The organism is Aeromonas sp. 600774 (assembly GCF_049175075.1).
In the GTDB taxonomy this organism is placed as follows: domain Bacteria; phylum Pseudomonadota; class Gammaproteobacteria; order Enterobacterales; family Aeromonadaceae; genus Aeromonas; species Aeromonas veronii_A.
The window spans coordinates 397,942-411,424 of sequence record NZ_JAAKUJ010000001.1; the positions used below are offsets into that span (position 1 = coordinate 397,942).

The 13,483-nt window shown below is 59.8% G+C and carries 10 protein-coding genes; 2 read left to right on the plus strand and 8 right to left on the minus strand.

Translation table 11 applies throughout. The features are described from left to right. Nucleotides 1–6 precede the first annotated feature (6 nt). The 5 genes from G5171_RS01655 to G5171_RS01675 are packed head-to-tail and all read right to left on the minus strand — an operon-like array spanning nt 7 to nt 4,802. Nucleotides 7–1,455, minus strand: a complete 1,449-nt coding sequence (locus G5171_RS01655) for a VWA domain-containing protein (protein WP_421259731.1) — start codon at nt 1,453–1,455, stop codon at nt 7–9. Next, nucleotides 1,446–2,438 carry a VWA domain-containing protein gene (locus G5171_RS01660; RefSeq protein WP_236768100.1) on the minus strand — a complete coding sequence of 331 codons (993 nt, stop codon included), beginning with the start codon at nt 2,436–2,438 and terminating at the stop codon, nt 1,446–1,448. The genes G5171_RS01655 and G5171_RS01660 overlap by 10 nt, the downstream gene beginning before the upstream one ends. Continuing rightward, nucleotides 2,435–2,974 carry a DUF4381 domain-containing protein gene (locus G5171_RS01665; RefSeq protein WP_236768099.1) on the minus strand — a complete coding sequence of 180 codons (540 nt, stop codon included), beginning with the start codon at nt 2,972–2,974 and terminating at the stop codon, nt 2,435–2,437. Before G5171_RS01665 ends, G5171_RS01660 begins: the two co-directional genes overlap by 4 nt. Continuing rightward, nucleotides 2,959–3,861 (minus strand): DUF58 domain-containing protein, encoded by a 903-nt coding sequence (locus G5171_RS01670; RefSeq protein ID WP_236768098.1) that lies wholly within the window; start codon nt 3,859–3,861, stop codon nt 2,959–2,961. Before G5171_RS01670 ends, G5171_RS01665 begins: the two co-directional genes overlap by 16 nt. Next, on the minus strand, nt 3,852–4,802 hold the full coding sequence (locus tag G5171_RS01675; protein ID WP_421259732.1) for an AAA family ATPase: 951 nt from the start codon (nt 4,800–4,802) through the stop codon (nt 3,852–3,854). The genes G5171_RS01670 and G5171_RS01675 overlap by 10 nt, the downstream gene beginning before the upstream one ends. Nucleotides 4,803–4,984: 182 nt before the next feature. Between G5171_RS01675 and fadI the strand changes: the two genes are divergently transcribed. Together fadI and fadJ are read left to right on the plus strand one after the other, a co-directional pair. Then, nucleotides 4,985–6,295, plus strand: a complete 1,311-nt coding sequence (gene fadI, locus G5171_RS01680) for an acetyl-CoA C-acyltransferase FadI (RefSeq protein WP_337072199.1) — start codon at nt 4,985–4,987, stop codon at nt 6,293–6,295. Then, a complete protein-coding gene (fadJ, locus tag G5171_RS01685) occupies nt 6,295–8,442 on the plus strand; it encodes a fatty acid oxidation complex subunit alpha FadJ (protein ID WP_421259733.1) in 2,148 nt (715 codons plus the stop codon). Before fadI ends, fadJ begins: the two co-directional genes overlap by 1 nt. 168 nt (nt 8,443–8,610) lie before the next feature. Here the strand turns inward: fadJ and G5171_RS01690 are convergent, their stop codons facing one another. The 3 genes from G5171_RS01690 to G5171_RS01700 are packed head-to-tail and all read right to left on the minus strand — an operon-like array spanning nt 8,611 to nt 13,358. Next, nucleotides 8,611–10,131 (minus strand): SpoVR family protein, encoded by a 1,521-nt coding sequence (locus G5171_RS01690; RefSeq protein WP_421259734.1) that lies wholly within the window; start codon nt 10,129–10,131, stop codon nt 8,611–8,613. 9 nt (nt 10,132–10,140) lie between these two features. Then, nucleotides 10,141–11,412, minus strand: a complete 1,272-nt coding sequence (locus tag G5171_RS01695) for a YeaH/YhbH family protein (protein ID WP_064337906.1) — start codon at nt 11,410–11,412, stop codon at nt 10,141–10,143. Nucleotides 11,413–11,435: 23 nt separating this feature from the next. Continuing rightward, on the minus strand, nt 11,436–13,358 hold the full coding sequence (locus G5171_RS01700; protein WP_005345315.1) for a PrkA family serine protein kinase: 1,923 nt from the start codon (nt 13,356–13,358) through the stop codon (nt 11,436–11,438). Between the last annotated feature and the right edge of the window lie 125 nt (nt 13,359–13,483).

Here is a 13,483-nt window from a genome sequence, read left to right on the forward strand (position 1 = left end):
CCCGCGTCACCAAGGCTCCTCCACCTTGATCAGATCCCGGCGCAGCGCCTCTTTGCGCAGTCGTTGCTCCAGCAGCAACACCGGGGGGGAGGGTGGCATGGGCATTGCCGTCACCTGCTGTTCAGCCGATGGTTCGGGTTGCTTGCTGTTGCTGGTATTGGGAGCCGCCGCTGTGCCCTGTAACAGAGAGAGGTTATAGAGCGCATCTTCATGGCCGGGTTCAAGCGCCAGAGCGGCCAGATAGGCCTCTTTGGCTGCGGCAAACTCCCCCAGTTGCAGCAGGGCATTGCCGCGGTTGTAGTGGGCAGTGGCACTCGCTGCTTCCTGATAGGCTGAGATAGCTTGCCGATAGGCTCCGGCCCGATACCAGGAGTTGCCGCGCCAGACTGGATCGTTGAAGGTGCGGGCAGCCCGCTGAAAATCCCCCTCTTGATAAGCCTGCATCGCTTGCAAGTCTACCCTCTCTGCCGCTTGCAGGTCTTGTGGCGAAAGCAGCTGAGCTCCTACCATCAGCGCCATCATCAACCGGGCGCCGACTCTGGCCAGCAAGGCCAGTGGTAACAATGGGATCAGCAACCATGGGCCAAGATCCAGTGGTGCCGGGGTGAGGGCCAAGGTCGTGGTGGGGAGAGGGGCAAAGCGGGGGACGTCGCTGCCAAGCCACTGTAGCTCACCGCCGAGACGGTTGGCCAGAGCGGCAATGGCCTGACTATCGGGGGCGGGCAACTGTGCAGGCATGCGGGCGGCAAACCCCAACTCACTGGCCGGAATGGCGGGCATGGGGGCCGGTTGACCGCTGCTGGCGAGCAGAATATCGAGGCGTGCCGACTGGGTGTCGCGGCAGAGAAGGCGTTGCTGGCAGGGCCACAGAGCAGCGATTTGGGTCATCTGATTCTGGGTGAGGTCGTCGGTGATCAGCAGCAGACGTGCTTGTTCACCGGGAGCAATCTGCTTCATGGCAAGTTCCACCGCCCGTGCCGGGTTGCTGCCCTGCAGCGGCATGATATCGGGGCGCAAGTCGGGCAGTAGCAGCGAAAGGGCTTGATGATCACGGGTTGGTGACATGGCGAGGTAGGCATCGCCCGCGTAGAGGATCAGCGCAATGCGCTCTCCCTTTGCGCGGCTCAGCAGCTGCTGCAACTGCCATCTGACCCGGGTCGCCCGATCCGGTTTGAGGTCGGTGGCGGTCATCGAGCGTGACAAGTCCAGCAGCCAGATATCGAGCGGCGCCGCAGGCTGCTGTTGCAGCTCGCCGCGCAGTGCGGGACCACTCAGGGCTAAAATGACGGGCAGGGTTGCCAGCCAGAGCCAGGGGCGCTGAGGACGAGATGCTGGCAGCAGATAAGCCTGCATAGCAGGTGCGAGCAGCGGGGGCTGGCGACGATGGTGCCACCCTTGCCAGAGCCAGGGGATGAGTGCGATCAGCCACAGGGGGCGGAGCAAGATCAGCTCCATCTGCGCGCGCCTCGTGCCAGCCAGTTGCGCACCATGCGAAACTCCAGTCTGCCGTGCCCTGATGGCAGAAGCAGCAAGCCACAAAGCAGTGCCAATGGCCAGGGGTAGAGCTCGATCACCGGCTGGTACTGGGCAATCGGCATTGGGGCAGGTTCAAGGGCATTGAGGGTCGCGTTGATGGCATCGAGATCGCTTTGGGTGCGTGCCCGAAAGTAACGCCCCTGGCCTGTCTGTGCCAGCTCTTTCAGAAGCGGCTCGTCCAGTTCGCTGCTGGGATCGGCCTGACCGCTGCCCGCCTCATCGTAGGGTTGGATAAAGGTATCGGGATCGGCCCCGACCCCCAGCGTGTAGATCCGTATTCCCTGTGCCGCGGCGAGTTTGGCCTCCTGCAGCGGGTCGGCATTGCCTGCGGTATTGCGGCCATCAGTGACCAGCAGCAGGGCGGTGGGGCGACCAGGATCCCCATGCTGGCGTGCCAGCTGGATCGCCTCGCCAAGGGCGGTGGTTCGGCCGACCAGATCAAAATCGAGCTCGTCGCTCAAGGTCAGCAGCGCCGGGATCTCCTGGGTGAGGGGAGAGAGCAGGTAAGCGTGATCGGCAAAGACGATAATGCCCACCCTGTCACCGGCCCGTTTGGCGATCAGCGCCTTGATCTGCTGGCGCACTGCCGTCAGCCGTGCTTGCTGCTCGCCGTTGTCGAGCATATCCGGGGTACGCATGCTGTCTGACAGATCCACCGCCAGCAGCAGATCCCGACTCCCCTCATATTGGATCACCGGTTCCCCCCACCACTGGGGGCGGCAGAGGGCGAGGATAAGGGCGCACCAGAGCAGCATGGCGCGCCAGAGCGGCAATCCGGCCTGAGGACGCAGCAGCGGAAACCCGGGGTGAGCCAGATAGCCGCGGCGCAAGGGTGGCAAGCCGAAGCGCACCAGCAAGGGCAGCACCAGTGCCAGCGCAAACCAGGGCCAGGCCAGGATCATGAATGCCTCCGCGCGGCTTTACGCCTTGGGCGGGTGGAGCGTTGCAAGAAGAGGCTCTTACCCCAGCGGCGATAATGTTGCCGAAGCTGTTCGCTCTGCTCACTGCTCGGGTTCTGGTTGCCATAGAGCCAACTGCTCCAGTGAGACGAGAACTGGCTGAAATCGCTGCCGCCGTGACGATCGACGAAGGCGAGCCAAGCCTCTCCCTGTAACTGGCGTGCCTCGGGCCAGCGTTGCAGTGCTTCATGACGCAGGGCCTCCTGTATGCGTGCCACCAGCAGCGCCGGATCTCCCTCCAGCTGACGACACCAGCGGCGGTAACGTATCACCCTGCGGGCAATCAGGATGATCAGCAGCAGCACTAACGCTGTGATCAATAGCCACAATAGCGCCTGCACTCTGGGGTCAAGACTCTGTTCAATCAGATCCGGCCCCGGGTGGATGTCTCGCATCAGGGCGGCCAGCGGCGGAGTGATGGCGTCGGAGGCGGGACTGGCGCTGCCGAGTTCGGCGGGGGAGATCATCCCTGATGACATAACCCCTCCTGCCACTGCTGTTGCAGCGTCTGGCTGTTATCGAGCAGATAGAGGCGCTGCACCAGCGGCAGCAACAGCTGCTTGCCATGGGCCAGCTGCTGTTCGGCAGCTTGCTGGTAGCGGCGGGAGAAACCGGCATGGCCCCCATCCAGCCAGCCCTGATAGTGCTGGGCTGGCCGATCGATGGCCACCGGCAGCTGGCCGTCAGGGGGAAGGGCAGCCTCAAGGGGATCGCGGATCTGCCAATAGTGGATATCGTGGCGGCGGGAGAGCAGCTGCAACTGCTGACAGAGCGCTGACTCACAGGGTCTGTGGTCGGTGATCAGCGTCAGTTTGGCACCATGGGGCAGCTTCACGCTGGCCAAGGTGTCGGCCAGTGAATGGGATAGTACCCGACGTGCCAGCCCTTGCTGGTAGTGATGGCAGAGGGATTCGAGCAGGGGCAGCACGCTGCCGCGCTGGCTCTGGTGATTTGGGATAAGCCCGTGGCAGATCAGGGTGTTGTGCTGCTTCTCCCCTTGCCAGATCAGGGCTGCTGCCAGCTCGCATCCCAGACGCGCCTTGAGCTGCCGTGTGGAGCCGAAATACATGGCGGGGGAGAGATCGAGCAGCAGCCAGTGCGCCTGATCCAGCTCCTCGCTATAGAGGCGGGTATAGGGACGACCGAGGCGCGCCGTCACTCGCCAGTCGATATGGCGTACCTCGTCACCCGCCTGATAGGCGCGCAGCTCGCGAAACGTGAGTCCGGGAGAGCGGCCAAGTTTGCCGCGTTCGCTATTGCTTCGGCCTAAGTTAGGTGGCTTCTTGGCTTTCGCCCAGAGCCGGATATTGAGCAGCCGTGGCAGCGACAGGGCGATATCGGGATGGAGGTCCGGCGCTAGGGACATGGCACTTGATCCAGCAGTTGGGCGATCAGGATGTCGTTATCCAGATTGTCGGCCAGTGCCTGATAGCTGGGAATAAGGCGATGGCGCAGCACCGGATAGGCTTGCAGCTGGATATCTTCCGGCAGCACATAATCTCGTCCGGCAAGCCAGGCTCGGGCGCGGGCGGAGCGAGCCAGCCCCAGCGTAGCCCGAGGGCTGGCCCCCACGGCAATCAATGGCTCAAGGGCAGGGCAAAGACCACTGCCCGGGCGAGTGGCGCAGACCAGCTCCACCAGATAGTGCTCCAGTCGGCTTTGCATGGTCACCGCCAGCACTTCGCTGCGGGCACGCAGCAAGCTGGTCTGACTCAGGGTCACTGGTGCCGCGCCAAGCTGTTCGCCGCTGGCGTTGAGCTGCAAGATGGCGAGCTCCATGGTGGAGCTCGGGTAATCCACCATCAGCTTGAGCAGAAAGCGGTCGAGCTGGGCCTCCGGCAGGGGATAGGTTCCCTCCTGCTCGATAGGGTTCTGGGTGGCGGCGACCATAAAGAGGGGCGGCAGCCGCCAGCTCTTTTTGCCCACGGTGATCTGGTGTTCGGCCATGGCTTCCAGCAGCGCTGATTGCACTTTGGCCGGCGCCCTGTTGATCTCGTCCGCCAGCACCAGATGGTTGAAGAGGGGGCCTGGCTGGAATACAAAACTGGTATCCTGCGGGTGAAACACCTCGCTGCCGGTGAGATCCGCGGGAAGCAGGTCGGGGGTGAACTGGATACGGGCAAAGCGCCCTTCGACGGCGCCAGCGAGCGCCTTGACGGCGCGGGTTTTGGCCAGCCCGGGAGCCCCTTCGATTAACACATGTCCTTCACATAACAGTGCAATCAGGAGCCCTTCTATTAGCTCCTCCTGCCCCAGGATCTGACTGCCAAGATAGTCCCTAAGTGCTCTGAACTCGGCCGCTGCCATGCGATAAACCCGTTGTTTTTATGGAAGTTGATCTTTTTATACTCCAGTTGCTCCCCAAGGGCGAGCAAAGGGGCCTTGCCGTGCTTAATTTAGTTTCAATCAGCTGTATGAAACTTGTGATTGGATTGTTAAGATGTGGCGCAATGAGGTCAGACCTCTGCCTTTTAAACCAAGGAGCCAGGATGAAACAGCCATTGAAACTGACGACTCGCCAGGGCGAACGGATTGCCGTCGTGGCGGGGCTGCGTACCCCCTTTGCCAAGCAGGCTACCGCCTTTCATGGCGTGCCTGCAGTCGATCTCGGCAAACTGGTGGTGAGCGAGATGCTCGCCCGTACCGATCTCGATCCCAAGCTTATCGACCAGCTGGTGTTTGGTCAGGTGGTTCAGATGCCGGAAGCCCCCAACATTGCCCGCGAGATCGTGCTCGGTACCGGCATGAGCGTCAATACCGATGCCTATAGCGTCTCCCGCGCTTGCGCCACCAGTTTTCAGGCGGTGGCCAACGTCACCGAATCCATCATGGCCGGTACCGTAGACATCGCCATCGCCGGCGGTGCTGACTCCTCCTCCGTACTGCCTATCGGAGTGAGCAAGAAGCTGGCCCGCGCCCTGGTGGATCTCAACAAGGCGCGCAATCTGCAGCAGCGCTTCAATATTCTGCGGACATTGAGGATCAAGGATCTGCTGCCGGTGCCGCCTGCCGTGGCGGAATACTCTACTGGCCTCTCCATGGGGCAGACCGCCGAGCAGATGGCCAAGAGCCACCAAATCAGCCGTGAAGCGCAAGATGCGCTGGCGCACCGCTCCCATACCCTGGCCGCGCAGGCTTGGGCTGATGGCAAGCTCAGCGGTGAGGTGTTTACCGCCCATGTGCCGCCCTACAAGTCGCCGCTCGAGCGGGACAACAATATCCGTGAAAGCTCGGATCTCGCGAGCTACGCCAAGCTCAAGCCGGTTTTTGACCGGGTTCATGGCACAGTGACTGCGGCCAACGCCACGCCGCTGACCGATGGCGCCGCCGCCGTGTTGCTGATGCGCGAAGGTCGGGCGAAAGAGCTTGGCCTCGAACCGCTTGGCTTTATCCGCAGCTTCGCCTTCTCGGCCATCGATGTCTGGCAAGACATGCTGATGGGCCCCTCCTATGCCACGCCGCTGGCGCTGGACAGAGCCGGCATCACGCTCAGCGAACTGACCCTGATCGACATGCACGAAGCCTTTGCCGCCCAGACTCTGGCCAACCTCAAGATGTTTGCCAGCCACGAGTTTGCCCGTGACAAGCTGGGTCGCGATCAGGCCATCGGCGAGGTGGACATGGAGAAGTTCAACGTCCTCGGCGGTTCGCTGGCCTATGGCCACCCCTTTGCCGCGACCGGTGCGCGGATGATCACCCAGACCCTGCACGAGCTGCGTCGTCGCGGTGGGGGACTGGGGCTCAACACCGCCTGTGCGGCGGGTGGATTGGGCGTGGCTATGGTGTTGGAGGTTGAATAATGAGCGCTAAGACTTTTTCCCTGGATGTTCGCAAAGATGGCATCGGTATCCTCACCATGGATGTGCCGGGCGAGAGCATGAATACCCTCAAGGCTGCCTTTGTGGAGGAGATCCGCACCGTGCTGGCCGAAGTGAAACGTAACAAGGATTTGATCGGTCTGGTGATCACCTCCGGCAAGAAAGACTCCTTCATCGCCGGCGCTGACATCACCATGCTGGCCGCCTGCACCAGTGCCAAGGATGCCGAGACCCTGTCGCGGGAAGGGCAGGAAATCTTCGCCGAGATCGAGGGGCTGACCATTCCGGTGATCGCCGCCATTCATGGTCCCTGCCTCGGTGGCGGGTTGGAGCTGGCGCTGGCCTGTCATGGCCGGGTGGTGACCGATCATGGCAAATCTGTGCTGGGATTGCCGGAAGTGCAGCTCGGTTTATTGCCGGGTTCTGGCGGTACCCAGCGTCTGCCGCGCCTTATCGGGGTGGCCAAGGCGCTGGATCTGATGCTGACCGGCAAGCAGGTTCGTGCCAAACAAGCCAAGAAATTGGGGCTGGTGGACGATGTGGTGCCGCCGTCAATCTTGCTGGATGCTGCCATCAAGCTGGCCAAGAAGGGTAAACCGCGCCATCAGTTGAAGCGGGATCTGCAGGGCAAGGTGCTGGAGACCAACAAGCTGGGCCGCAAGGTGCTGTTCGATCAGGCCAGCAAGGGGGTGAAAGCCAAGACCCGCGGCAACTACCCGGCGCCGGAGCGGATCCTGGATGTTGTGCGCATCGGCGTGGAGGAGGGGATGAAGGCCGGTCTGGCTGCCGAATCCCGCCACTTTGGCGAGCTGGTGATGACTGCTGAGTCTGCCGCCCTGCGTTCCATCTTCTTTGCCACCACCGAGATGAAGAAAGAGGTCAACTATCAGGGGGCCGAGCCGCGCAAAGTGGCCCATGCTGCTGTGCTGGGCGGTGGTCTGATGGGGGGCGGCATCGCGTTCGTCACCGCTACCAAGGCGGGCGTGCCGGTGCGGATCAAGGATGTGGCAAGCTCCGGGATCGGCAATGCCATGCGCTACAGCTATGACATTCTGGCCAAGAAGCTCAAGCGCCGTCACATTCTGCGCAGCGAATTGGAAAAGCAGATGAGCCTGCTGACCGGCACCCTCGACTACTCCGGTTTCCACCGGGTGGACATGGTGGTGGAGGCGGTGTTTGAAGATCTCGCGCTCAAACACCAGATGGTGAAAGACGTAGAGCGTGAGTGCGGTGAGCATACAGTGTTTGCCTCCAATACCTCGTCACTGCCCATCAATCAGATTGCGGCAGAGGCGGCACATCCGGAGCGGGTCGTGGGGCTGCACTACTTCAGCCCGGTGGACAAGATGCCGCTGGCGGAGATCATCCCCCACGCTGGCACCAGTGCCGAGACGGTCGCCACCACCCTGGCCTTTGCCCGTGCCCAGGGCAAAACGCCCATCGTGGTGAAGGACGAAGCCGGTTTCTACGTCAACCGCATCCTCGCGCCCTACATGAATGAAGCGGCGCGACTGGTGCTGGAAGGTGAGCCGGTGGAGGTGTTGGACAGCGCGCTGCTGGACTTTGGTTTCCCGGTTGGTCCCATCACCTTGCTCGATGAGGTGGGGATCGATGTGGGTGCCAAGATCTCCCCCATTCTCGAGAAAGAGCTGGGCGGCGAGCAGTTCCAGGCACCCAAGGCGTTCGACAAGCTGCTGCAAGACGATCGCAAGGGGCGCAAGAACGGCAAGGGCTTCTATCTCTATGGCAGGGCGGCACCGCGCAACAAGCTGACCGGCAAAGAGGGCAAGAAGACGGTGGACGAGAGTGTCTATGGCGTGCTCGGCATCAAACCTTCCGCCAAGCTGGCCCGTCAGGAGATTGCCGAGCGTTGTGTGTTGCTGATGCTCAACGAAGCCGCCATGGCGCTGGATAGCGGTGTGGTGGCCTCGGCCCGTGATGGCGATATCGGGGCCATCTTCGGCATCGGCTTCCCGCCGTTCCTCGGCGGCCCGTTCCGCTATATGGATACACTCGGGATCGATCATCTGGTTGGTCGTCTGGAGTATTACCAGAAGCGCCACGGCGACCGGTTTGCTCCCTGTGCCCGCCTCAAGGCGATGGCCGCGGAGCAGCAGACCTTCTACTGATAATCGCTGCAGAGTGACCGCAAGGCAAAGAGGCCCGCACACCATGCGGGCCTCCTTCTATGTTGTGGTTTGTTCGGGTTGTACGGCTTGGGCAGCGCTCATGCTGGCAGAAGCAACCGATTAAAAAACGGCCCACCGAAGTGGGCCGTCGAGATATCGGGTCACGGGTCAGATCCCCGGTTTGCGCTCCGGGCAACGACCTATGATATCGGGCGGCAGCTCGCCGTTATCCTGCTCCAGCACTACATCAAACCCCCACAGCTGATGGAGGTGTTTGAGCACCTCATGGCGTGAGTCGCCAAGGGGGATGCGGTTGTGGGGCACATAGCGCAGGGTGAGGGATCGATCCCCCTTCACGGCGACGTTGTAGACCTGAATATTGGGCTCCAGATTGCTGAGATTGTATTGAGCTGACAGGGTGTTGCGCACCTGACGGTACCCCTCCTCATTGTGGATGGCGGAGACCTTGATGTAGTTCTTCAGATCGTCGTCATCAATGGCGAACAGCTTCATGTCGCGCATCACTTTGGGGCTTAAGAACTGGCTGATGAAGCTCTCGTCCTTGAAGTTTTGCATGGCAAAATGAAGGGTCTCCACCCAGTTGCTGCCGGCATAATCCGGGAACCAGTATCTATCCTCCTCGGTTGGGTTCTCGCAGATGCGGCGCAGGTCGGTAAACATGGCAAACCCCAGCGCATAAGGGTTGATCCCCGAGTAGTAGCGACTGTTGTAAGCCGGTTGATAGACCACGTTGGTGTGGCTGTGCAGCACCTCCATCATGAAGCGATCGCTCAGCTTGCCCTCGTCATAGAGGTGGTTGAGGATGGTGTAGTGCCAGAAGGTGGCCCACCCCTCGTTCATCACCTGAGTCTGCTTTTGTGGATAGAAATACTGGCTGATCTTGCGCACGATGCGTACCACTTCTCGCTGCCAGGGCTCCAGCAAGGGGGCATTCTTCTCGATGAAGTAGAGAATGTTCTCCTGAGGCTCGGCAGGATATCGTCTGTCCTCCACCCCTGCCGCTTTATGCTGCTTTGGCAGGGTGCGCCATAGCTCGTTGACCTGAGTCTGCAGATAATCTTCCCGCGCCTTCTGACGCCGCTTCTCCTCCGCCATCGAGATCTTCTGGGGACGCTTGTAGCGATCGACCCCGAAGTTCATCAGGGCATGGCAGGAGTCGAGCAACTGCTCCACCGCCTCGATGCCGTGCTTCTCTTCACACTCGGTGATGTATTTTTTGGCAAACAGCAGGTAGTCGATGATGGAAGAGGCATCGGTCCACGCCTTGAACAGGTAGTTGTTCTTGAAGAAGGAGTTATGACCGTAGCAGGCGTGGGCCATCACCAGCGCCTGCATCGGCATGGTGTTCTCCTCCATCAGATAGGCAATGCAGGGATCGGAATTGATGACGATCTCGTAGGCCAGTCCCATCTGTCCGCGCTTGTAATTGCGCTCGGTATGGATAAAACGCTTGCCGAACGACCAGTGCTGATAGCCGATGGGCATGCCGACGCTGGAGTAGGCATCCATCATCTGCTCGGCGGTGATCACCTCGATCTGGTTGGGGTAGGTGTCCAGCTTGTAGAAACGGGCGACCCGGGCGATCTCCTGGTGATAGGTCTCCAGCAGATCGAAGTTCCAGTCTGGTCCGTCATCCAGTGGCGCTACACGTTTTTCAGTTTCGATCATGTGACCTCCTCACGCCGCTTGTTTCTTGAACAGCTCGCGGAACACCGGATAGATATCCTCGACCTTGCGAATGTGCTCCATCGCAAAGTGGGGGAACTGGCTGGCTACCGACTCATATTCGTGCCACAGGGTCTGGTGGGCACGGGTAGTGATCTCGATGTAGGAGTAGTACCGCACCCTTGGCATGATGTCCCGCACCAGGATCTCCCTGCATTGCGGTGAATCATCTGCCCAGTTGTCACCATCCGACGCCTGCGCCGCATAGATATTCCACTGGTTGGCGGGGTAACGCTCGTTGATGATGTCATTCATCATCTTGAGGGCGCTGGAGACGATGGTGCCGCCGGTCTCCTGGGAGTAGAAGAACTCGTGTTCGTCCACCTCCTTGGCCTGGGTGTGGTGGCGGATATAGACCACCTCGACGTTCTTGTAGGTCCGGCTCAGGAACAGATAGAGCAGGATATAGAAACGTTTTGCCATCTCCTTGGTGGCCTGATCCATGGAGCCCGAGACGTCCATCAGACAGAACATCACTGCCTGACTGGAAGGGACGGGCCGTTTGACGAAGTTGTTGAACTTGAGATCGAAGGTGTCAATAAACGGCACCGCATCGATCCGTCGTTTCAGCTCCCTAATCTCCTTCTCGAGCAGGGCGATTTCGGCAAAGTGCTCGTTGGGATCGGCGGCCAGCAGAGCCAGCCGATCTTCCAGTTCATGCAGTTGGCGCTTCTTGCCCGCTTGCAGCGCCATGCGCCGCGCCAGTGAATTTTGCAGGGAACGCACCACGTTGATATTGGCGGGCACCCCGTTGGAGGTGTAGCCCGCCCGATAGGTTTTCACCTCCATTAGCTGGTTGAGCTGGGTTTTCTGCAGCCTGGGCAGCTCCAGATCTTCAAACAGCAGATCGAGATACTCATCCTTGGAGATCTGGAACACGAAGTCATCGGCCCCTTCACCCTGATTGGATGCCTGCCCCTCGCCGGAACCCTGTCCGCCGCCCCCTCCTTTGGGGCGGTCAATCTTGTCGCCGGAGACGAATTGATCATTACCGGGATGCACCATCTCCCGTTTACCGCCGTGTCCCTGATGAAAATGGGGCTCGCCGATATCCTTGGTCGGGATGCTGATGCTCTCACCCTTGTCTACGTCCTGAATGCTGCGCTTGGAGACAGCATCCGAGACCGCTTGTTTTATCTGCTTCTTGTAGCGGCGGATGAAGCGCTGCCGATTGACAGCGCTTTTGTTTTTGCCGTTGAGCCTGCGGTCGATAAAATGCGCCATAACTCCCCCTTGAACAGTCAGGGTCAGGATGACTTGCGTACCCTGAGATACCATTCGGAGAGCAGTCGCACCTGTTTACGGGTGTAGCCTTTCTCCATCATCCGTTCGACAAAGTTATCGTGCTTCTTCTGCTCCTCAGCCGAGGTTTTGCTGTTGAAGGAGATAACCGGCAGCAGCTCTTCCGTGTTGGAGAACATCTTCTTCTCGATCACGGTGCGCAGCTTCTCGTAACTGGTCCAGTTGGGGTTACGGCCTGCATTGTTTGCCCGGGCACGCAGCACGAAGTTGACGATTTCGTTACGGAAATCTTTCGGGTTGCTGATCCCGGCAGGTTTTTCAATTTTCTCCAGCTCGCTGTTGAGGGATGCTCTGTCAAACAGCTGGCCGGTTTCGGGATCACGGTACTCCTGATCCTGGATCCAGAAGTCGGCGTAGGTGACGTAGCGATCGAAGATGTTCTGCCCGTACTCGGAGTAGGACTCGAGATAGGCGGTCTGGATCTCCTTGCCGATGAACTCCACATAGCGCGGGGTCAGATAACCCTTGATGAACTCAAGGTAGCGATCGTGCAGCTCTTGCGGGAACTGCTCGCGCTCGATCTGCTGCTCCAGCACATAGAAGAGGTGCACCGGGTTGGCGGCCACTTCCGCGTGGTCGAAGTTGAAGACGCGGGAGAGGATCTTGAACGCAAAGCGGGTAGAGAGACCATTCATACCTTCGTCTACACCGGCGTAGTCGCGATACTCCTGATAGCTCTTCGCCTTGGGGTCGGTGTCTTTCAGGCTTTCGCCATCATAGACCCGCATCTTGGAGTAGATGCTGGAGTTTTCCGGCTCTTTCAGCCGTGACAACACAGAGAACTGGCCCAGCAGCTCGAGGGTACCCGGGGCACACTTGGCCTCGGTCAGCTCGCTGTTGATCAGCAGCTTCTCGTAGATCTTCACCTCTTCCGAGACGCGCAGGCAGTAAGGCACCTTGACGATGTAGACCCGGTCGAGGAAGGCCTCGTTGTTCTTGTTGTTGCGGAACTGCTGCCATTCGGATTCGTTGGAGTGGGCCAGCAGAATGCCGTCAAAGGGGAGGGCGGAGAGCCCCTCGGTGCCGTTGTAGTTCCCCTCCTGTGTTGCAGTCAGCAGCGGGTGCAGCACCTTGATAGGCGCCTTGAACATCTCGACAAACTCCATGATCCCCTGGTTCGCCTTGCACAGCGCACCGGAGTAGGAGTAAGCATCGGCATCATCCTGGGCGAAGTGCTCCAGCATGCGGATGTCGACCTTGCCGACCAGTGAGGAGATGTCCTGGTTGTTGTCATCACCGGGTTCCGTTTTGGCGATGGCGATCTGGTCGAGGATGGAGGGGTTGACCTTCTCCACCTTGAACTTGGTGATGTCGCCGCCAAACTCGTGCAGGCGTTTGGCCACCCAAGGGGACATGATGGGACGCAGGTAGCGGCGTGGGATGCCGTACTCTTTTTCCAGGATCTCACCATCCTCTTCGATATCGAACAGGCAGAAGGGGTGATCGTTGACCGGTGAGCCCTTGATGCGATAGATGGGCACCTTCTGCATCAGGGATTTGAGTTTCTCTGCCAGCGAGGATTTACCGCCGCCAACGGGGCCCAGCAGATAGAGGATCTGTTTCTTCTCCTCCAGCCCCTGGGCGGAGTGTTTGAGGTAGGAGACGATCTGTTCGATGGCCTCTTCCATCCCGTAGAAATCCTTGAAGGCGGGATAGCGTGCCACGACGCGGTTGGAGAAGAGTCGGCTCAGTCTGGGGTTGGCTGAGGTGTCTACCATTTCTGGCTCACCGATGGCGGTCAGCAGACGTTCGGCGGCAGAGGCGTAGCAGGCTTTGTCCTGCTTACACATATCCAGGAACTCCTGAATGGTATATTCCTCTTCTCTCGCTTTTTCATATCGCTGTTGGTAATGCTCGAATATGCCCATAACTTTGCCCTCGTTATAGTCGCTTACCCTGAAAAAAGTGGATGACTGCTTTTGTGTTGTGCGCTTTTAAAGCCTAGTCAACAGACTCCAGTAATCCATCACGGTTGATAGGTTAAATTCTGAAG

What these genes read in the sequence shown, in the direction of transcription:
- G5171_RS01655 (WP_421259731.1), bottom strand. Translation starts at nt 1,455, where the DNA reads ATGGAGCTGATCTTGCTCCGCCCCCTGTGGCTGATCGCACTCATCCCC.
- G5171_RS01660 (WP_236768100.1), bottom strand. Translation starts at nt 2,438, where the DNA reads ATGATCCTGGCCTGGCCCTGGTTTGCGCTGGCACTGGTGCTGCCCTTG.
- G5171_RS01665 (WP_236768099.1), bottom strand. Translation starts at nt 2,974, where the DNA reads ATGTCATCAGGGATGATCTCCCCCGCCGAACTCGGCAGCGCCAGTCCC.
- G5171_RS01670 (WP_236768098.1), bottom strand. Translation starts at nt 3,861, where the DNA reads ATGTCCCTAGCGCCGGACCTCCATCCCGATATCGCCCTGTCGCTGCCA.
- G5171_RS01675 (WP_421259732.1), bottom strand. Translation starts at nt 4,802, where the DNA reads ATGGCAGCGGCCGAGTTCAGAGCACTTAGGGACTATCTTGGCAGTCAG.
- fadI (WP_337072199.1), top strand. Translation starts at nt 4,985, where the DNA reads ATGAAACAGCCATTGAAACTGACGACTCGCCAGGGCGAACGGATTGCC.
- fadJ (WP_421259733.1), top strand. Translation starts at nt 6,295, where the DNA reads ATGAGCGCTAAGACTTTTTCCCTGGATGTTCGCAAAGATGGCATCGGT.
- G5171_RS01690 (WP_421259734.1), bottom strand. Translation starts at nt 10,131, where the DNA reads ATGATCGAAACTGAAAAACGTGTAGCGCCACTGGATGACGGACCAGAC.
- G5171_RS01695 (WP_064337906.1), bottom strand. Translation starts at nt 11,412, where the DNA reads ATGGCGCATTTTATCGACCGCAGGCTCAACGGCAAAAACAAAAGCGCT.
- G5171_RS01700 (WP_005345315.1), bottom strand. Translation starts at nt 13,358, where the DNA reads ATGGGCATATTCGAGCATTACCAACAGCGATATGAAAAAGCGAGAGAA.